Source organism: Acidiferrobacter sp. SPIII_3, assembly GCF_003184265.1.
Classification (GTDB): domain Bacteria; phylum Pseudomonadota; class Gammaproteobacteria; order Acidiferrobacterales; family Acidiferrobacteraceae; genus Acidiferrobacter.
This window is the reverse complement of record NZ_CP027663.1, coordinates 622,293-642,846: the sequence shown is the minus strand read 5'-3', so window position 1 is coordinate 642,846 and position 20,554 is coordinate 622,293. Positions and strand designations below refer to the sequence as shown.

Sequence of the window (20,554 nt, the reverse complement as noted above, 5' to 3'; positions counted from 1 at the left end):
TCAGCTCGCGCGTAAGGCGGATACGATGCGCTCCATGCGCATGCTCCGCGACCCTTTGATCAACACCACGGCATCCTCATGGAGTGCCGCCCTAAGATCCTTCGAAAGCGTCTCGTGGTCCTCGTAGTGCCGTCCGCCGGCGCCGAAGGCGCGGCTGGCCTCGCCGGACAGCGCGCCCAACGTCCACAGGTGTTCTATGCCGGCGGCGGCCGCGGCCTCGCCGAACGACCGGTGCAGCGCCGCGCCGCTCTCGCCCAGTTCGCCCATGTCGCCCAAAAGGAACCAGCGCTCGCCGGGCAGATCAGCCAGCACGGCAAGCGCGGCGTGCGCCGAATCCGGGTTGGCATTGTAACTGTCGTCAATGAGGCGCGAGCCGGCGCATCCCGCCGTCCCCTCCAGCCGTCCGGCAACCGGGACGGCCTGGGCGAGGCCCGCGGCAATGGCGTCGCGCGACGCGCCAACGGTCAAAGCCAGGGCGGTGGCCGCCAGGGCATTGGCCACGTTATGGCGCCCGAGCATGGCGAGCCGTACCGGCAGGCCGCTTGTCCAACCGCGCGCGACCATGACCAGCTCCGCGCCATCCGCCGTCAGCGTAAAGCGCGCCGACACATCCGCCGGCGCGCGCAGACCATAAGTCAGCACCGGTCCGCGGGCAAGGCCCCGCCAATACGAGGCATGGGCATCATCGGCATTGATGACCGCGACCCCCGAATCACCGAGCGCCGGGTACAGGGAGCCCTTCTCCCGGGCCACCGCCTCGATGGTCCCAAGACCGGCGAGATGCGCGCGCCCGGCGTTGGTGACCAAGGCCACGTCCGGGGCGGCGATGGACGCAAGCGCGGCGATCTCGCCGGGCCGGTTCATGCCCATCTCTATGACGGCATGGCGATGCTCGGGCCGCAGCCGCAGGAGCGTGAGCGGCACGCCGATGTCATTGTTGAGATTGCCCTGGGTCGCGATACCCGGGTGCTCGAGCGCCAGGATGCGCGATGCCATCTCCTTGACGCTGGTCTTGCCGTTGCTGCCGGTCACGGCCAGCACCTGGGCGTTCATCTTGCGCCGCCAATGGGCGGCCAGCCGCCCCAAGGCCAGACGCGTATCCGGCACCGCAAGACAAGGGGGCCAACCGGCCTCACATGGACGATCGGTGATCGCCGCAACCGCCCCGTGGGCGGCCGCCTCGCGCAAAAAGGCATGGCCATCGAAGCGCGCGCCCCGCAAGGCGATGAAGAGGCAACCGGGCGTCATGGTCCGGGTGTCGGTCGCCACCCCCTCGATGTGTCCCGGGGCGGCCACGGGCCTGGCCCCGACGGCCATGGCGACCTCGTCTATGGTCATCATGGCGCCCCCAGCAACTGGCGGGCGGTGAGGCGATCGCTGTATGGGACCCGCCGATCGCCGAACTGTTGATATTCCTCATGCCCCTTGCCGGCGATCACCACGACATCACCCGCGGATCCCTCGCGTAGCGCGTGCGCGATCGCCGCCTGGCGATCCCCCATGACCACCAGATGCGCGCGGGCCTCGTCGGGGACCCCTTTCAGGATGTCGGCAATGATGCGCTCCGGGTCCTCGTGGCGGGGATTGTCGTGGGTCACGATGGCGAGATCACTGTAACGGCTGGCGCACGCCCCCATGAGCGCGCGCTTTCCGCGATCACGGTCCCCGCCACATCCAAAAACGCAGATGACGCGCCCCACGGCGTGGGCGCGGGCCCCGGCCAGGGCCTTCTCCAGGGCATCGGGGGTGTGGGCATAATCGACCACCACGAACGGCTGATCGGCGCGCCCCGGCACGGGCTCCATGCGTCCGGGGATGGGGGTCACGGCCGCCAGGGCACAGGCGGCGTCACGCGCCCGCCAGCCCGACGCCACCAGCGTGGTCAGCGCCGCCGCCAGATTGTAGACATTGAAGTGGCCGATCAAGGGGCTCTTCAGGGTCACGGGGCCTTCCGGGGCGAGCAACACGATCTCGAGGCCTCTCGCGGTCGCCTGGACGTCCTGAATGCGCACCTCACCCGTGCTCCCGTAGCGCCATGCCCGAACCCCGGGCGGCAACCGGTCCTTCAAGACCTCGCTAAACGCATCGTCGCCGTTCAGGACCGCGAACGCCAGATCGGGCCAGGCGAACAGCCGCGCCTTGGCCTCCCCGTAGCGCACCATGTCCCCGTGATAATCCAGGTGGTCGCGCGTGAGATTCGTAAAGACCGCGCCCATGAAACGCACCCCCTCGACCCGGCCCTGGTCGAGCGCATGCGAGGACACCTCCATCGATACCGCGCCCGCCCCCTCGCGCCGGAAGCGGTCCAGCCAGCGATGCACGGATATCGCATCCGGTGTGGTGCGCTCGGCCGGCAACAGGGCACCGGGGAACCCGTTACCGAGCGTCCCGATCAGGGCGCATGGACTGCGGATGTTCATGGCATGGGCTATGAGATGACTGGTCGTGGTCTTACCGTTGGTCCCGGTCACTCCAATGATCGACAGTGCCCGTGACGGGCTTCCATAGAAACGGTCGGCAATGACACCGACCTTATGGCGCAGGCCGGGACAGGCGATGACCGGGACCGTGCCCAACCGGGCATCGTCCAGACCCTCGGTCACGACCGCGGCCGCGCCGCGCGCCACGGCATCGCTGATGAAACGGCGTCCATCCTGACTCGTGCCAGCCAGGGCCATGAACAAGGCATCCGGCACCACCGTGCGACTGTCGAGGCTCAAGGCCGCGATCGACCGATCGGCATCGGGCGGAAGTTCGCGGATGCCCTGCAAAAGCGTGGCCAGCATAATGCTCATGGCCACCTCGTATGCGCGCGCGCCATGGTGGTGACCGGGTTATCGGGCGGAATGTTCAGGATCCGCAGGGCGCCGGTCATGACCTTGCGGAACACCGGGGCCGCGCACTGCGCCCCATAATACCCATGCTTGCGGGGATCACGGACGTCGACGAAGATCACAAGCCGCGGATCGGAGGCGGGCGCGAATCCCCCAAACGAAGCGACATAGCGGTGCTTATGATACCCCTTGGCGTCAGCGATGTGTGCAGTCCCGGTCTTGCCGGCCACGCGATAATTCACCACATCGGCATTGGCCCCGGTACCGACCGGGCTTGCCGCGAGCTCCAGCATGTGGCGCATCTCGCTCACCACCGTCCGCGAAAACACCCGCCGCCCCGGCGACCGCGGCGGCGCCTTCAGGATACTGATGGGCCGTAACACCCCGCCGTCGGCGAATACGGTATAGGCGCGGGCCATCTGCATCGGCGTCACCGAGATGCCGTAGCCAAACGACAAAGTCGCCTTCTGGATCGGCTCCCAAGTCTCCGGCGGACTCAGGTATCCGCTCGACTCGCCGGGCAGGCCGCTGTGCGTCGAATGGGCGAACCCCAGGCGCAGGAAATTGCGGTACATGGCGCGGCGCGTCAGGGTCGTGAGCGTAATCTTGGAGGCCCCGACATTACTCGATTCGGCAATGACGTGCGACACATCGATGAGCCCGAAATCCCCGACGTCACTGATCTTGTCGGGCCCCACCCAGTAGCTGCCGGGAGACGTGCTGATCAGGGTGTGGGGGACGATACGCCCGGACTGCAGCGCGAGCGCGATCGTAAACGGCTTCAGGGACGACCCGGGCTCCAGCACATCGGTCACGGCGCGGTCGCGATAATAGCTGCTATCGAGATCGCTGCGGGTGTTGGGGTTGAAGCTCGGGACATTGGCCAAGGCCAGGATCTCGCCGGTGTGCGCATCCAGAACGATCACCGAGCCACTGCTTGCATCATGGTAGCGCACCGCCTTCAAGAGTTCGCGGTAGGCCAGATACTGGATGCGCTCATCGATGCTCAACACCAGGGTATGGCCCGGACGCGGCGGCTTTCTCCCCCGCCGCACGGCGATCGGCTCGCCCAGGCCATCGCGAACCACGATGGCGCGCCCGCGACGGGGACTTAGGAAGGAGTTGTAGGCCAGCTCCACCCCGTCCTGACCCTGGTCATTGATGTCGGTGAAACCGATCACGGTCGCGGCCACCGCCCCCGCCGGGTAGTAGCGACGATATTCCCGTTGCGAGGCCACCCCGGGTATGCGCAAGGCGAGCACACCCTGCGCGTAACGCGGGTCCACCTGACGGCGCAGGTACATGAATTGCTCGTGCCTTTGGGCGTCGAGGGCCTTCTCGAGCGTGGCCGTGCGCCATCCGATGGCGTGCGCCAGGCGCGGCCAGACGGCCGGCTCTTTCAAGAGAATGTGGGGATTCGCCCATAGCGAATCGACGGGCGTGCTGATCGCAAGCGGCTGGCCGTGACGATCCACGATCATGCCTCTATGCCCCTCTTGCTGCACGGTCTCAATCGCCTGGCGCCTGGCCTCGTGGCGCAGAAAAGGCGCGTCCAGGACCTGCAGATAGAAGGCGCGCACGGCCATGAGGGCGAGCGCTATCAGCATGAGCGTCATCACGAATCCCGAGCGTCCGAAACCGGCCTGGCCGGTAACCACGAAGCAATGGCTGGGCCCGGTCATGGGATATTCGACGGCTGGGTATAGATGAGCACGATGCGCCGCGGATCGGGCATCGTCATATCGAGACGATGCCGCGCAATACGATCGATCCGCCGATGCGCGGCCAGCGTCCCCTGCTCCAGCAAAAGTCGCCCCCACTCCACATGCAAGGCGTCCTTTTGACCGACCAGATGCTCCTCGTGGTCGAAAAGCAGCAAATAGCGATTGCGCACGTCGACGAGCGCCAAGGCCGACACGATCAGGGCGACAAGCCAGAATATCGTGGTACGACCGGTCATGAAGGATCCCCCAGGCGCTGCGCGACGCGCAAGACGGCGCTGCGCGACCGGGGGTTTGCGACCCGTTCCGCAGCGCCCGCGCGCCGCGCCCGGCCCAGAACCCGCAAACGGGGCGCAAGCCACGCCTGCGGGACCGGCAGGCGCGATGGATAAGCGTCCCCGCGCGACTCGTGCACGAAAAACTGTTTGACGATACGGTCTTCGAGCGAATGGAAGCTGATCACCGCGAGCCGCCCGCCCGGTCGCAACAGGTCGCGTGCCGCCGGCAGGGCGCGCGTCAATTCGCCGAGTTCGTCATTGATCCGTATGCGCACGGCCTGAAAGGAACGCGTCGCCGGGTCCTGCCCAGGCTCCCGCCGCGGGATCTCGCGGGCGACGAGCGCCGCGAACTCTGTGGTGGTGGCAAGCGGCGTCGCGGCGCGCGCGGCGACCACCGCGCGCGCGATACGCCGCGCGTAGCGCTCCTCACCGAAATCGCGCAGGACCTGGGCAATCTCGGCCTCGGGGGCACCGTTCAGCCACTCGGCCGCCGACGGGTGTGCGTGCCGATCCATACGCATGTCGAGCGGTCCTTCGCGCCGAAAACTAAAGCCGCGGGCGGCATCATCCAGCTGGGGCGAGGAAACCCCCAAATCGAATAAAATGCCATCGAAGCCTCCTTGCCATGGCGCCTCCTCTCGATACCGTTCGATCATGGAGAAACGCCCTTTCACTATCGTCATACGCGGGTCCTCCCCGAAACACCGCGTGGCCACCTCGATCGCCTGATCGTCGCAATCCATCGCGACCAGCCGCCCGTTCGGCGCAAGCCGCGCCAATATCTCCGCACTATGCCCGCCACGGCCGAAGGTGGCATCGAGATAACGCCCTTCCGGCCGCACCGCGAGCGCCTCCAGGGTCTCGGCCAGGAGAACCGGCGCGTGACCCCCGGTCACAGCGACAGGGACTGCAGCTCGGCGGGCAGCTCTTCGCCGTCAGTCTGCGCCAGCCATTCGGCGCGGCGCGCATCCCATGTCGCGGCATCCCAGAGTTCGAACTTGTTTCCCTGTCCAATCAACATGATATCCTTATCCAGCGTCGCAAAGGCGCGCAGCGGCGCGGGCAACAAGATGCGCCCCGCCCCATCCATGTCGCACTCCGTCGCGTGCCCGATCAAGAGGCGCTGAAGGCGCCGCGTATGCGGGTTGAAACTCGACAGACCGACGAGCTTGGCCTCTATGACCTCCCATTCCGGAAGCGGGTAAAGCAGCAGGCAATGGTCGCGATCGACCGTCATGACAAGCCGGCCTTGGCAATGGCTGCGCAGATCCTCCCGATAGCGCGTGGGGATGGCGATTCGCCCCTTGCTGTCGAGACTCACGCTGTTTACGCCACGGAACATGTGTCTTCGCGCCCCTATCCCACAAATATCCACTTTAGCCCACTTAATGACACTATAGAGACGCACGAAAAGCGAAGTCAAGCGCGGGCGATGAAATGCGGAGGGCGGGCGATCGCGGGCGGTATCCGATGGCGCGCAGGGCCGTTACCGGCCACAGCGGTTTTAAAAAGGGGGGTTCGTGGACAAGAGGTGGGAGTCGGCCGGTAAGCCGGGTTCTGTCGTGGACAGTCATTCCTCTGGGACGCCCGTCACCGGACGCCTCTAGCAACCTACCCGGGGACAACGCGGGCCGCGCCATGGTCCCCCTATTCGGTCTTGCTCCAGGTGGGGTTTGCCCTGCCACCGATGTTGCCACCGGCGCGGTGCGCTCTTACCGCACCATTTCACCCTTACCCGTCACGACGGGCGGTATATTTTCTGTGGCACTTTCCGTAGGCTCGCGCCTCCCAGGCGTTACCTGGCACCTTGCCCTGCGGAGCCCGGACTTTCCTCTGCCTTGCAGCAGCGACTGTCTGGCCGACTCCCGCCACCAGTATACCCGCTTCCGGGGGACGCCGGGCTATATCGTCAAAGTGCCCTTTTTGTGGGCAAGGCGCGCGGTCAATGCCTGATAGGACCGCAGAAACGAGGCCAGCCCCTCGTCCAGGAGGGTGTCGAGTATCTGCGGCAGATCTATCCCCTCGCGCCGCAGGCCGTCATGCACGGCCAACGACTGCGCGATCTCGGCCTCCAGCAGCGCCTTTGGCTTGTGGGTGAGCAGCGCCTGAAATGTCTGCGGTGGAACCGTATTAATGGTGTCCTGGGCGATCAGGCGGTCTATGTACCAGGTGGCCGAATAAGCGGGATTCTTATTGCTCGTGCTCGCCCACAAGGGCCATTGGGGACGCGCCCCCCGGGCCCTCAGGCGCGCGAAATCCTTGCCGCGGAAAAGATCCTTATAACGCTGATAGATCCGCTGCGCGTTGGCGATGCCGGCATGCCCAAGCAGGCTCTTTAGGCGCTTGGCCTCGGCCGCCGGGGCGTTCCGCAGCCTCTCTTGCAGCTGCGCATCGACGACCGTGTCCACCCGGCTCACGAACACGCTCGCCACCGACGCCACGCGGTCGATCGCCAAACCCCGGGTCAACCGCTCCTCGAGCGCCGCACAATAGGCGGCCGCGACCCGCTCATACGATTGCGGGGAGAAGATCAGGGTCACGTTGACGTTGATCCCCTGCGCCAGGACCTCGCGCATGGCCTGATAGCCGGCCTCGGTCGCCGGGATCTTGATCATGACATTGGGTCTGGCAATGGTGCTCCACAGGGTCTTTGCCTCGGCCACGGTGGCATCGACGTCCTGCGCCTCGTCCGGGGCCACCTCGATGCTCACGTAGCCGTCCACCGCGAGACTCGCATCAAAGACCGGACGCAAGATATCCGCGGCGCGTCGCACGTCACTGATCATGAGCTCGCGCACCATGGCCTCGGGGCTCAGACCCTGCGCCTCCAGGGCGCGGATGTCGGCGTCGTAATGAGTCCCCTCGCCGATGGCCTTCTCGAAAATCGTGGGATTGGTCGTGACACCACGCACGCCTTGGGCTACGAGCGCGCGCAAACCACCGCTTGCCAGCAGATCGCGGCTGATGTTGTCATACCATATACGCTGCCCCAAGGCAGCTATCCTTTCCACACCTTTCATAAACCCCTCACACATCCGCGACCGCGGTCACGGGAGAAGTTGCCGCATACCGGTCCTGTGTTATAGCCCGCGACGGCGATCACGCGGCCCATTACCCAAGGGCCGGGATGCCACAAGGCCGGACCGCAAAGACGGGCCGATCGATCCTTCGACTATCACCCTTGATGGATAGTCGTGGTATCGGCGCCACGGATGGCGATGATCCCCTGCGCGATCATCGCCGGCGTCATCGATGACAAGCGCCCGCCAGACCGTCAGGAGACGGCAACCGCCCCGCCTTCCCGATCGCCGGGCCCGCGGCGCGGGCCCTGCCGCCACCGAACGTCTTCGCGCCATCGCGCCGCGCCACCCGCATACTGCCCCTGCGCGCCATCGCCGCCTTCGCCCCTGATAGCGAATATCCCCGATCCTATCGCGCGGCGCAAGGTTCGCGAGTCGCCCGCCGGACACGATGACACCCGGACCACAGTCCAGACCGCCTAAGTGCGGCCCATTGCGACCCGCGCGGGCGACATCTGCCGCGCACCGGCGCATCGACTGACGGCGGGCGCGCCTTGGGACCGGCCGCACGGCGCGCGCCTGCGGGAATACGGCCACGACGGCCCCATTTGCACGCTGGTATGTCCTTTGCACAGAAACGGGGGTCATAAACAACGGCCGGCCATAGCGGCCGCCACGGGGCTCGTCTTAGCGTCCGGGGCCAGATGAGGGTATCGCATGCCGCACGGGCTTTCATTTCCCTCCGCGTCCCCCCATGGGAAGCCGGGGAAGGCAACCGGTCTGCGCGCAACCCAGGCGCGCACGCGCCTCGTGACGATCGCCTTCGCGGGATTCGGGCTCATTCTGGTTGCCGTCGGCCTGTGGCGCGCCATCAACACCTTTCACATGATCAAGCGCGAAGAGCGCCTGCGGGCGGAGGCCGTGGCCTCGCGCGTCGCCAACCACATGGCCTTGGTCCTAAACGAGCGGTTCGCGGACCTGCGCTTTCTGGGGCGATCATTGCTCGGCTCGCAACCCGCCGCCACCAGGCTGAGCGTGCCGGTCAAGAACACACTGCGCGCCTTTCTCGCCACCCATGCGACGCTCCGCGACATCAATATCCTGAATGCCCGCGGCACCCGCATCCTGTGGTCGGCGCGGCCACAGCCGGCGCAACCCATCCTGCCGGCCCGGCGCTTTCATGCCGTGCGCGATGACCCCCATCTCGAGATCGGCGACGCCGTCTACGCGCGGCGTTTCCAGGCGATGGTCATCCCGCTGCGATATCGCGTGGCCGCGCATCGCGGCCCGACCCAGTTTCTCATCGGCGACCCCGTGGCCCTCGGCCGGGTGCCGATCCCGGTCTCGCGTTCGCGCCTGGCCGTCCGCCTGGCCATGCGCTCGGGCGGCTCATTTGCGGTAGCCGCCGGCACTCTCTGGCACGCACCGCCCGCACCCGCGCCGCGCACCGACCGCATGGTGCGCGCCAATGTCCCGGGCTATCCCTGGAAGGTGGACGCGCTCTGGTCCCGCAGCCGCCTATGGGCGCTCTGGTGGCAACACACCGCGCGCTGGCTGCCGCTCTTTCTGCTGTTGCTATGGGGCAGCCAGTACACGGGCCTCCTGCTCGGCAATCTCCTCTCGCAAGAGATGCAGTTGCGCCTGTGGCATGAGGGCCTCTACCGTTTGAATCAGACCATCCTCAAGGGATCATCCTCGCAGGAGCTCTTTGGCGACGCCGCGCACATGATTCAAGACAACCTCGACGCGTCGTTCGTGTTCGTCGGCTGGCGTCAGCGTTGCGCCATGGCCGGACCGGGCGATCCGCAGGCATCCACCGAGATCCTCGCCGCGGCCTTCGACAGCGCGGTCGACCGCGACTGGACGCTGGTGACGCAGGAGGCCTTCCCTCTGTGCGTGACGCTCGCCCTCGGCACGACCGGGGCGATCATCGTCGTCTGTCCGTCACGCCGGGCACAGACGGTCATCTGGTACGGCATGGTCCGTGAGCTGGCCGGACATTTGACCGCCGCCATAGACCAAAGACGCCAACGCCTCGAGATCGAGCGCCTGCAGAGCTACCAGAGCGCCGTGCGCGCCATGCAGCTTGAGTTGCTTCGTCAGCCGACACCCGAAGAGGCGCAGTCGCTTTTGGTGCGCATCCTGACGGAACAGACCGACATCATGGGGGCCTTCATCGCGGTGCCTGAAACGACCGGCCCGCGGCTGCGCATCCAGACCGCCGCCGCGCGGGATCCCGAACTGCGCGCCGCCCTGCTGCGTCTGACGCCATCCCAGGATGCCGCCGATTACCCGTTCGGTCAGATGCTGGCGGGGCGCGCCTTCCGTACCGGCACACCCCACGGACCGATTGATCCGCGTGACGATGCGGCACTCGCCGCGATAGTGGCGGGACACGATGCCCTGGGCGCGATCCGCGCCATCCTCGCCTATCCGATCATCGAAGACGGCCGCGTACGCCCGACCGCGGTGCTGGTCGTCTATGGGACCGACCCCCAATACTTCACTCCGGCCCTGCGCGCGCTCCTTGAACACCTCGTGGCCAGTGTACGGCTGGCGTTGAACGCCTGGCGTACCCGCCGCCAGACCGATCGCTATCGCGCCCTCTACGAGGCATTGGCGCGCGCAAGCCAGGCCATCGCCCGCGCAAGCGAAGGGCCGCAGATGTTCCGCAACATTTGCCATATCCTCGCCGAATGCACGGACGTCCCGCTCACCTTCATCTCGCGGCTGGGGGCCGAGGGGGCGGAGATCGCCGCGAGCGCCGGGTCCGGCCAGGCCTTTTTATCCACGGCCGCCGAGGGCGTCCCCGGCCGCGCGCTCGCGACCCTCCACGAACGCGTGAAGCACGCCGACACCCCCCGCCTTTTCGAAGGCGCCGATCAATGGCTGGAGGATGAGGCGCTCCGACGCGAGGCCGGGGTCCTTGGCCTCGTGTCGGCCCTCACCGTCCCATGGACGCACGAAGGCCGAGTCGCGGGCATCCTTGGGATAATCGCCGGCGAACGCGGATTTTTTGATCAAGACATGAGGCGGCTCATGGAGGCCCTCGGCAACGATATCGGCTTTGCCGTGGGCAACTACGAGCGCCGCCAGGAACTCATGCGCCGGTCTCTCTACGACCCGCTGACCATGTTGCCCAATCGCGCCTATTTCGAGCGATCGACCCTTTCTGCCATGGCGCGCGCGGCGCGTTCCGGGCAAATGATGGCGCTCGGGGTCATGGATCTGGATGGTTTCAAGGAGTGGAACGACCTTCAGGGGCACGTCGCCGGCGACGATCTGCTCAAGGCCGTCGCGCAAAAGCTGCGCGACGTGGTGCGCGAAGGCGAGGGCGCGGCGCGTCTCGGCGGTGATGAATTTGGACTGGCAGTCAGTATCGATAATGCCGAGGCCCTGTCGCCGTTGTCCGCACGGCTGTTGTCGGCCATCGCCCTGGCTGATCCGCAGGCACGCGTCACCGCAAGCGTCGGTTGGGCCCTCCATACATCCGGGGCAACAAGCTATGAAACACTGCTCATGCAGGCCGACGAGGCCCTGTATGCCGCCAAGGCCGCGGGCCGCAATACCTACCGTGTCTTTGGAGGCGACATCGCCGAGCGCCTCACGCGCCGATTGGCCATCCATCGGCGCTTTCCGGAAGCGCTCGCAGACGGCCGGATTACGTTTGCCCTGCAGCCCCAGGCGCACTGCGCGACCGGTCGCATCGAGGGCGTCGAGCTTCTGGCCCGCTGGCGCGACGGTGACAACTGGCTCGCAGCGGAACGCTTCATGCCGGATGTGGAAAAGGAACCGCGCCTCATCCGCGCGCTGGGGCGACAGACCGTAAGCGAGGCCATCGCCCTGCGCGACCGCTTGCGCGCCGCCGGGCACGGGCTGCGCGTAAGCTTCAACATAGGCGCCCACCACTTCCTGCACCCGGCCTTTCTCGACGAGGTCGTGGCGCGTCTGGACGGGTCCAGCGCGACCGGTCTGTGCATGGAGGTGCCGCTCGGCATGGCCTTGACCAACGTGCGCCGGGCGGCCGGCATCATGGACAGGCTCAAGGACCTCGGCTTTGCCGTGGCGCTCGACGATTTCGGGACCGGCTACGCGCCCCTGAACGAGGCCGTCCAGCTGCCCGCCGACGAACTCAAACTCGACCGGCAGTTTATCGGGCGATTTCGCCGTGACCCCAACGCCTTCGCGGTCGCGGGCGCGGCCTTGGTGCTTGCGAACCTATCAGGCCGCCGATTGGTGGCCGAGGGCATCGAGACCGCGGATGATCTCCGGTTGTGGCGGCACATGGGTGGCGAACACTATCAGGGCTATCTTCTTGCCAATCCGCTCACCGAGGCCGACCTCATGGCATGGCTCACCCAGGCGCCGCTCTCGCCGGTAATGGCAGCACCGATCCTTTCGGCGCGTGATCTTGTGCTGGCCGGCTACGCCTTCCTCGAAGCAGACAACTGCCCGGATGAGGTCCTGCAAACCGGCTGCGAGCGCCTGCGGGCATGGGTGCGCGAGCGCGACACCCGCTATCGTGAACTCTCCCAGTGGGCGCCCCTGGCAATGGCCCTCGGCGCGGACCTGCCCGAGCACGCACAGACCATGCGCGCGTTCTGGCATGACGTGCTACGGCCGGCGATTCTTGGGCTTTTTGCCGAGATCGAGGCCCGCCTCAAGGCACAACCACTCGCTATCCGCTAACACGTCTCGGGCGGCCGCAATGAACTCACGCCGACGCAAGAAGGGCGCGGGCCGGGTGTTTTCAGGCGAGCGCGCCTTGGCTCTTACTCCTGGACGGGTCCTTGGGACGCATCTGATCAAACCGGCGTCCCGCCACGCGTCCGGCGCTCGAGCGGCGGAGTCGACTGCGGTTTTTGGATCAACGATGACTGGAAGGGATGGCAGCCCAACCGGAGCGCGATCTCGGTATCGGCGCACAATACCGTCACATAGAGCGTCTTGTCGTGCCAATAGCGATCCTCCTGCAGAAGTAGCGCGCACAGCCTCACCCAGCCGGGACGACCACGGGCGGCGCGCAGGATCTGGCGTTCCTGGGCGGGCGTCAGGTCGGGCGTCGCCCTTGGGCCTGCGGCGTGCAGATAGGCCCGAAGTTGCCTCGCGGAAGACCGCGGCATGGCGACCCATGGCAGGGCCGGACAACGCGTGCGCAGCGCCTCCCGCGCGCGCGGCCCGTCGACATCCAGGGCCAGGATGATCCCCGCCAGGCCGCCGCGCAAGCCATGCAGGAAACCCCTCATGGCGGTATTGAGGTGGTGCACGTGATCAAAGAGCAACACGCCTGCGCGCAGTTCGGCGGCAGCCGCCAGCCGCGCCCGCATGCGTCGCTGCGTGAGACCGGCGACGTCGACCTCGGGGTAGGCACGCGCCAAGGCCTGCGTCATGTCGCCAAGGCCGGTCGTGGCATCGGCGATCCCAGACGGCCTTCCCTCGCGCCCAAGGCGCGCATGCAAGGCGTGCAAGAACGTGGATTTGCCGCTCCCCAGGGGGCCATACAGAACGAGGTGCTCGCCGCGTGCAAGCCGCTCGGCGATGTCCACCGGAAAAGGCCGCGCGCGCCGCCTCTTGGTCCCCGCGCCCGCACCGCGCAAAGACCGGGGCATCGCGCCACCGGTGAGGCGGCCGCGTGAAAGGCGCGCGGGGCTCATGGTCGCGAGCGCGGCCGACGGGCCAGCAGACCCGCGCCCAGGGTGGCGAGGACCGCGGCATAAATGAAACCGCTGGCAAGCGACACATGCGCCCACAAGAGGCCCACAACGAGACTGCTCATCAAATCGCCGATGCCGCTGACCGTCCCCAAAAGACCAAACCCGGTGGCGCGGACGTGATCGGGGAGGAGCTCCGCCGCCAGGGCGCCTTCGATGGTATCGACGATCGCAATATAGACACCGCCCAGCACGAACAAGGGGGCCAAGGCGGTCACATGGCGCACCGACACCAGGAACCCGACACACATAAGCGCGAACAACAGATAGCCCAGCACCAAAAGCGGCCGCTTGCCGGTCCGTTCGCTCAAGAGGCCGGCAGGATAAGAGCAGGCGGCATAGGCGATATTGAAAAGAATATAGAGCCCGATGGCCCAGCTATCGGCCTGTTGCGCACCGAGGCGCGCGATCAGAGACTGACGCGCATAAAGGATGAGCAGCATGGGGCCGAAATTCCCGAGCCCGAACACCCCGGCGGCGGCAACGAACCGCCGGAAGTCGCGCGGCAGCGAGATGAGACTCTGGCGAAAGCCGATACCGTGCCCGGGACGCAGCGAGGGCTCGCGCACCATGAAAAGCACGATCAGCACGGTCAGACCACCCGGGATCAGTGACACCAGGAAGATCCCGCGATACCCCCAATGGACGGCCAGCAGGCCCAAGGCGATCAGCGGTCCCACGACCGCCCCCAGGGTGTCGGCGGCGCGATGCAAGCCAAAGGCGCGCCCTAAATAAGCAGCGGGGACACTGTCGGCGAGCATCGCATCACGTACAGGACCCCGCGCCCCGCGCCCGACCCACGCGATCACGCGCACCACCAGCACCTGCGTCCAGCTTGTCGCAAAGGCCATGACGCCCTTGAGCGCGGTCAGCAGATATCCCGCCATCAGGAAGGGTTTGCGACGACCCGTGCGTTCGCTGTAATGCGGTAACCAGATTTTTGCCAGGCTCGCGAAAAGGTCGCTCACCCCCTCTATGAGCCCCACGGCGCCCGGACCCCCGCCAAGGGCCACCACGAAAAACGGCATGACCGACGTCACCATTTCGTGGCCCATATCGGAAAACAGGCTTAAAAGGGCGATCGCCGCGACATTTCTCGTCAACCAGCGCCTGCCGGTCGCGTCCACTGGATTCGCCCCATCCCCCATCGGTGTCCCCCATCATTTGCCAGCCCCTCGGCCGGCCCGAGCCCGGCCCGCACCAATCCGTCCCAATCCCATTGGCGGAGCGCTCACGAGCGCCGCCTTATCGGCCTGCCCCGCCACGCCTCGAACCCGTCCTTTAACGTCTGCGCACCGGCGCCTCATCGCGCGCGGCCGCACAAACGGCGTGTGCCGGGTGCCCGCGGCCAAGCCGCGCAAGGGCGCTCCGGTCTTTGGCGCGTCTTCGTCAAGGGTCCTCACATACGGACGCCCCCGCCCCGCATTCCCATCGAGCGGATGCGCAAGGGCGCACGCGGCGCGCCTTGCCACGATCCCCGGCTCATGACGCATGCCGAGCGCGATGATGGCGCGCATGCGCCCATCATTGCGGGGGTGCCCCAGGGCATCAAGGGGTTTGTCACGGTAATCGTGTGCGTGAAGATCCTGGCGATCGGCGCCGCATACGGGACAGACCGGCGCCCCGCCGGATATCCGGGCAAAACATCGAGGACAATGCCCGTTTCCCACGACCATCGCCCTGCCCACCCGGTGCCACCGACCGATCCATGGTACCGCCGCCTTGGGCTGGTTCGTCTGCCGGCCGGCGGCCAGGCCCGCCCGCAACAGCCGGCCTTCCGTGACGCGCCCACACCGGATCTTGCGGCGATCCCGAACCTCGGCGCCGGCCTCAAGGGCCAAATCGGGCACCCCTGCCAAGCTCGCGCTCGATCTCGAGCAGACGGTTATATTTGGCGATCCGCTCGGAGCGGCACACCGAGCCGGTCTTGATCTGGCCGCCGCCCATGGCGACCGCGAAGTCCGCGATGAAGTCATCCTCGGTGTCGCCGGAACGGTGGGAGACGACGAACGCCCACCCCGCCTTGCGGCACAGCTGGATCGCCGCGACCGCCTCGCTGACGGTGCCGATCTGATTGGGCTTGATCAAGGCGGCATTGCAGGCCTTTTCCTTGATCGCGCGCGCGATAAGGTCCGGGTTCGTGACGAGGATATCGTCCCCCACGATCTGGATCTTGTCCCCGAGGCGCGTGGTCAGATCATGGAAACCCTGCCAATCGTCCTCGGCAAGGCCATCCTCGATGGAGATGATCGGGTACTTCCCGACCCACTTTTCATATAATGCCACGAGTGCGCGGGAATCGCTGATCCCAAGGCCGTTTCGCGCAAGATGGTAGGTGCCGTCCTGACAAAAGGCGCTGGCCGCGGGATCGAGCGCCAAGGCGATGTCGACACCCGGCTGGTAGCCGGCCGCCGCTATCGCCTCCACGATCACCGCGCAGGCCTCCTCATTGTCATCGAAGGGCACGGCAAAGCCGCCCTCATCACCGACGTGGGTCGCATAGCCCCGGGCCTTCAATAGGTGTCTTAGCGCGGTAAAGGTCTCCACGCCATACCGCAAGGCCTCCCTGAAACTGTCGGCGCCCACGGGCACGATCATGAACTCCTGGAAATCCAGGGTGAAATCGCTGTGGAGACCACCGTTTAGGATGTTGATCATGGGCCTGGGAAGCCGATTGGCGCCGGTACCCCCCAAGTAGGCGTACAGCGGCATGTCCAAGGCGCGCGCCGCCGCGCGTGCCACCGCTTGCGAGACCCCGAGGATGGCGTTGGCACCGAGACGCCCCTTGTCGGGCGAGCCGTCGAGATCGATCAGGAAGCGATCGATCTCCGACTGCCCGCGAGGATCCATGCCCCGGATCGCCGGGCCAATGACGGTGTCGACATGTCCCACCGCCTTCAACACGCCCCTACCGGCATAACGCCCGGCATCCCCATCCCGAAGCTCCAGGGCCTCGTGTTTTCCCGTGGAGGCCCCGGACGGAACAGAGGCCGTGCCGACCACGCCGTTATCCAACGCCACATACACCCGGACGGTGGGCTGACCACGGGAATCGAGGATCTCCAGGGCACGCACCGATTCAATACGCAGAGTCATAAGTGAACCTCCCGGCCATGCCAATGGCCATCACATCATGGACCGCGCCGGGCGCCGCCAGGCCATGCGCCCCGATTGCGCGCGGTGCAAACGGCCGCCTCGGCGGCGCGAGTCGCGGCTCATCAGGTCGGCTCGCCATACATGTAATCACGCGTCAACGGCAGCGGGCTTGCGACCCCGGCGTGGCCCTTGACGGCCAGCACCTGATGGATGGAAAGCCAGTTGTGCGCAAAGCCGTGGGCGCAGCCGGCCAGGTAGACACGCCATATCCGCCAGCGCTTTTCACCGGCGAGCGTCCGGCACGCCTGGGTAGCGGCCTCGAAGCGCTCCACCCAATGATGCAAGGTGAGCGCATAGTGACGGCGAAGGTTCTCTACGTCGATGACCTCCAGGCCGGCATGGCTCATGTTCTTAAGGACAAGCCCGACATGGGCCAATTCGCCGTGCGGAAAGACGTAGTCCTCTATGAACCGGCCCCCGCCAAACGGTGTTTCCCGGGAGTCCGGGTCAGTCGATGTGATGCCATGGTTCATGGCGACGCCATCGGTGCAGAGAAGGACATGGATACGTGAGAAGTAGTCACGCATGTTCTTAAGGCCGACATGCTCGAACATACCCACGCTCGTTATACGATCGAACCGCCCCGTTATATCCCGGTAGTCTTCAAGGACTACCTCGCAACGATCCTGCAGGCCCTCGCGCGCGATTCGCTCACGGGCGTACTCATACTGGCTTTGGGATAATGTGATGCCGAGCACCCGGGCCCCATACACCCCGGCCGCGCGGCGCGCGAGCGCCCCCCATCCGCACCCGATGTCCAGCAGCCGGTCGCCGCGCCGGATCTTGAGCTTGCGCAGGATATGGTCGATCTTCCGGGTTTGAGCCGCCTCCAGACTGTCCGTCGGCTCGTGGAAATAGCCGCACGAGTAGACCATGTCCCGATCCAACCAGAGACCATAGAATTCGTTCGAGACATCGTAATGGTGGGCGATGGACTGGGCGTCCATTTTCTTGTCGTGCCAGATGAGCCGCGGCTTGCGCCGGAACGGGTGCCGGACATTGTCGGGATGCGCGGCCAGTTCGGCGGCGATCGCCACGACGTCCATGATGCCCCCCTCGATATCAATAACTCCCTCCACATAACCCTTCCCGAGATTATCGAGCGTGGGGTCCAGGAGACAACGGAGGCCAGCCATGGATGCCACATGGACGGTGACGGTGGGGGCGGCGCCGAGATCGGCGACAATGCCGTTCCACAGCCGAATCCTCAAGGGGATCGGCTTGAATCTCCAGCGTGATTTCAGGTGATCTATGAGTGTCTGCCAGACCATGATGCCTTCAACGGATGTAGCGTCGGGACATCACGAAACATGCGGCGCTTCCCTTGACTGCCGGACCATGCGACCACGAAGCCCCCTTCGACGGTTTACGGGATCCGGATCACAGGGAAACTTGGTCTTTTCAGAAAGGCCGACGCGGTCCCACATTTTCCCGTGTTCCAGGACTATGTAGGCATCATCAGCCGGTAGGGCGGTTATGAGGAGGAATGCCATCTCCTGTTCTCGTCGATGAGTCTACAGGAGGGATTGTCGGTTACGCAATACTTGCTTGCTGGCACCCTCCGGCGGCACGGAATGCCCCACGGCACGACCCGCGCCTATGCGCGGTAAAAATGGAAACTTCGATCGAAGTGGTGCCCTGACGAGGCGGTCGCGGGGAACCTGCAGATAATGGCCGGTCGGATGTCGGCAACTGCCCAGGCGTGGCGGCCATGGCCGCCACGCCTGGTGTGCTTAGCTCTTCGTTACCGGTTTCGGTGACTTGCCCTTTGCGGCGTCACCACCCGCCTTGGCGCTTTCATCGTGATCCTTCTCATGGATATCCCGCCAATAATCCTTCTTCAGGAGGTAGGCCAAGATCGAGAGGATGACGAACACCCCGATCACATAGCGGCCGAGGGCGCGGCGCTCGAAGACCGAGGGATCGGAGGCGTAGCGCATCACATAGCGGCCGAGGGCGCGGCGCTCGAAGACCGAGGGATCGGAGGCGTAGCGCAGGAACGCCACGACCTCGGCCACCTGGCGGTGGTAGGCGGCCGGCGACTCGCGCCCCGGCACTAGGACCTTGCCGGTCTTGGTGACGATGCCGCCCCACGGGGCCAGGATGTTGGGCATGGCGACGTTCGGGAACACGTGGTTGTTCCAGCCCGAGGGGCGCTTCGGATCCCAGTAGAACGACGTGAGATAGGTGTAGAGGAAGCGTGGCCCGAGGGCGCGGGCCATGTGGCTCAGGTTCGGCGGCGGCAGCCCCAGCCACTTCTTGGCCTGGGCCTGGGTCATGGCCGGCTTCATGCCCTTCAGGTAACTGCTCCCGCCGGGGAGCATGATGGTCTTTTGGATCTCGGTCTTGGTCATGCCGAGATCCGTGGCCAGGCGGTTATAGCGCAGATTGCTCACCGCGTGACAGGCGCTGCAGTGATCGGCGAAGAACTGCGCGCCGGCGATGACCGTGGCCTTGGTGAACGGCAGCGCGGGCGGGGCCGGTGGCGTCACCGGGGCGACCGCGGCATACGCCGCCGTGGTCAGGGCCAGAAGCGGGCCTAAGACGGCCAGGCGGAGGGGGGTTTTCATGAGCGCACCCTTTCCGGCACCGGCCGGGTCGGTTCAAAACGGCTGATGATCGGCAGCAGGACATAGAAGCCGATGTAGATGATCGCCCCCACTCGTTCCATCAGGAAGTACTTGGGCAGCGGCGGCTGTTCGCCCACCCACGCGAGCGTGAAGAAGGTCACGGCCATGACGAGGATCATGATCCGATAGACCGGCCGGTAGCGGCTCGAGCGCACCTTGCAACGATCGAGCCACGGCAGGAAGAACGGCAGGACGATGGCCGAAATCATGAGCGCGATGCCTTCGTACTTGTTCGGCACCGCGCGCAGCATGGCGTAATAGGGCGCGATGTTCGGCACCGCGCGCAGCATGGCGTAATAGGGCGCGAGATACCAAGGCGGGGTGACATCCGGCAGGCTCACCATGGGGTTGGCGCGAAAGAACGTGGTGCGCTCCAGGAACACGCCGTGCATGGTCGGGGCGTAGAAGATGATGGCCGCGAAGATCGTGAGAAACACCCCTACCCCGAAGATGTCCTTCACCGTGTAGTACGGATGGAAGGGGATGCCGTCCACGGGTATGCCATCGGGCCCCTTGCGGTCCTTGATCTCGATGCCGTCGGGGTTGTTCGAGCCCACCTGATGGAGCGCTAGCACGTGCAGCACGATGAACACCGCGATGATGAGAAACCACAGCACCGCATGCAGCGCCAGGAAGCGCTCGAGGGTCGCGGTCCCGACCCCCGGGCCGCCGCGCGCGAGCGTGGTGAGCCCCGGACCTATGATCGGCAGCGCATGGATGATGGAGGTGATCACCTCCCCCGCCCAGTACGACAGGTTGCCAAACGGCAGGACATAGCCGAAGAACGCCTCGCCCATCATGAGGATGTAGATGATGTACCCGATGATCCACAGGAGCTCACGAGGCTTGCGGTAGGAGCCGTACAAAAGACCGCGGCCCATGTGCAGATAGAGCAGGATGAAGATCAGAGACACCCCGTCGACATGCATGTAACGGACGAGCCAGCCCCACTTCGTGTCATACATGATGCCCTGCACGGAGTTGAAGGCCCCCGCGCTCGTGGGCACATAGTGGGCCATGAGGAAGAAGCCCGATATGAGCTGCAAGACGATCATGAGCAGCAAAAGCGAGCCCGTGTAATACAGGATGTTGAAGTTCTTGGGGGCGTAATACTCCGTCATGTGCTCGCGCATCATGTCGCGCGCCGGGAAGCGCGCGTTGAACCAGTCCGCTAATTTGCTACTCATATCCGTTCACCCCTCCT

The 20,554-nt window shown here is 65.8% G+C and carries 14 protein-coding genes, 1 other RNA gene and 1 riboswitch; of the genes, 1 reads left to right on the top strand and 14 read right to left on the bottom strand.

Translation table 11 applies throughout. From position 1 onward, the window contains the following. The 8 genes from murF to tal all read right to left on the bottom strand — a co-directional run bounded on the left by murF (window position 1) and on the right by tal (window position 7,826). Window positions 1-1,341: a UDP-N-acetylmuramoyl-tripeptide--D-alanyl-D-alanine ligase gene (murF, locus tag C4901_RS03390; RefSeq protein ID WP_110136137.1), complete on the bottom strand. Its 1,341-nt coding sequence runs from the start codon at window positions 1,339-1,341 to the stop codon at window positions 1-3. Then, window positions 1,338-2,795 carry a UDP-N-acetylmuramoyl-L-alanyl-D-glutamate--2,6-diaminopimelate ligase gene (locus C4901_RS03385; protein WP_205736159.1) on the bottom strand — a complete coding sequence of 486 codons (1,458 nt, stop codon included), beginning with the start codon at window positions 2,793-2,795 and terminating at the stop codon, window positions 1,338-1,340. Before C4901_RS03385 ends, murF begins: the two co-directional genes overlap by 4 nt. Continuing rightward, complete coding sequence (locus tag C4901_RS03380) at window positions 2,792-4,516, bottom strand: penicillin-binding protein 2 (RefSeq protein WP_110136135.1); 1,725 nt, start codon at window positions 4,514-4,516, stop codon at window positions 2,792-2,794. Before C4901_RS03380 ends, C4901_RS03385 begins: the two co-directional genes overlap by 4 nt. Further along, window positions 4,513-4,794, bottom strand: coding sequence for a cell division protein FtsL (ftsL, locus tag C4901_RS03375; RefSeq protein ID WP_110136134.1), 282 nt, complete (start codon window positions 4,792-4,794; stop codon window positions 4,513-4,515). The genes C4901_RS03380 and ftsL overlap by 4 nt, the downstream gene beginning before the upstream one ends. Next, entirely contained in the window at window positions 4,791-5,729 is a 939-nt protein-coding gene (gene rsmH, locus C4901_RS03370; protein ID WP_110136133.1) for a 16S rRNA (cytosine(1402)-N(4))-methyltransferase RsmH, read from the bottom strand. Before rsmH ends, ftsL begins: the two co-directional genes overlap by 4 nt. Beyond that, window positions 5,726-6,175 (bottom strand): division/cell wall cluster transcriptional repressor MraZ, encoded by a 450-nt coding sequence (gene mraZ / locus C4901_RS03365; protein WP_110136132.1) that lies wholly within the window; start codon window positions 6,173-6,175, stop codon window positions 5,726-5,728. Before mraZ ends, rsmH begins: the two co-directional genes overlap by 4 nt. A 188-nt stretch (window positions 6,176-6,363) precedes the next feature. Next, window positions 6,364-6,699: RNase P RNA component class A (gene rnpB / locus C4901_RS03360), an RNA gene on the bottom strand. Between the two features lie 35 nt (window positions 6,700-6,734). Next, window positions 6,735-7,826 (bottom strand): transaldolase, encoded by a 1,092-nt coding sequence (gene tal, locus C4901_RS03355; protein ID WP_168185520.1) that lies wholly within the window; start codon window positions 7,824-7,826, stop codon window positions 6,735-6,737. A gap of 744 nt (window positions 7,827-8,570) precedes the next feature. On the opposite strand from tal, the gene C4901_RS03350 reads away from it, so the two are divergent. Beyond that, window positions 8,571-12,542: an EAL domain-containing protein gene (locus C4901_RS03350; RefSeq protein ID WP_110136130.1), complete on the top strand. Its 3,972-nt coding sequence runs from the start codon at window positions 8,571-8,573 to the stop codon at window positions 12,540-12,542. A 116-nt stretch (window positions 12,543-12,658) separates the two neighbouring features. Here C4901_RS03350 and C4901_RS03345 read toward each other — a convergent pair whose 3' ends face one another. From C4901_RS03345 to C4901_RS03315, 6 genes are all read right to left on the bottom strand, one after another. Beyond that, window positions 12,659-13,507, bottom strand: a complete 849-nt coding sequence (locus tag C4901_RS03345; RefSeq protein WP_110136129.1) for an ATP-binding protein — start codon at window positions 13,505-13,507, stop codon at window positions 12,659-12,661. Then, the gene (locus C4901_RS03340; RefSeq protein ID WP_168185519.1) at window positions 13,504-14,667 is read right to left on the bottom strand and encodes an MFS transporter; all 1,164 of its coding nucleotides are present in this window, start codon (window positions 14,665-14,667) and stop codon (window positions 13,504-13,506) included. Before C4901_RS03340 ends, C4901_RS03345 begins: the two co-directional genes overlap by 4 nt. A gap of 727 nt (window positions 14,668-15,394) precedes the next feature. Continuing rightward, window positions 15,395-16,660 carry a phosphopyruvate hydratase gene (gene eno, locus C4901_RS03330; protein WP_110136126.1) on the bottom strand — a complete coding sequence of 422 codons (1,266 nt, stop codon included), beginning with the start codon at window positions 16,658-16,660 and terminating at the stop codon, window positions 15,395-15,397. 122 nt (window positions 16,661-16,782) lie between these two features. Continuing rightward, a complete protein-coding gene (locus tag C4901_RS03325; protein WP_110136125.1) occupies window positions 16,783-17,991 on the bottom strand; it encodes a cyclopropane-fatty-acyl-phospholipid synthase family protein in 1,209 nt (402 codons plus the stop codon). A 171-nt stretch (window positions 17,992-18,162) separates the two neighbouring features. Beyond that, window positions 18,163-18,226, bottom strand: a riboswitch (Fluoride riboswitch). Between the two features lie 227 nt (window positions 18,227-18,453). Beyond that, entirely contained in the window at window positions 18,454-19,290 is an 837-nt protein-coding gene (locus C4901_RS03320) for a cytochrome c1 (RefSeq protein ID WP_110136124.1), read from the bottom strand. Further along, window positions 19,287-20,537 carry a cytochrome bc complex cytochrome b subunit gene (locus C4901_RS03315; RefSeq protein WP_110136123.1) on the bottom strand — a complete coding sequence of 417 codons (1,251 nt, stop codon included), beginning with the start codon at window positions 20,535-20,537 and terminating at the stop codon, window positions 19,287-19,289. Before C4901_RS03315 ends, C4901_RS03320 begins: the two co-directional genes overlap by 4 nt. Window positions 20,538-20,554: the final 17 nt, after the last annotated feature.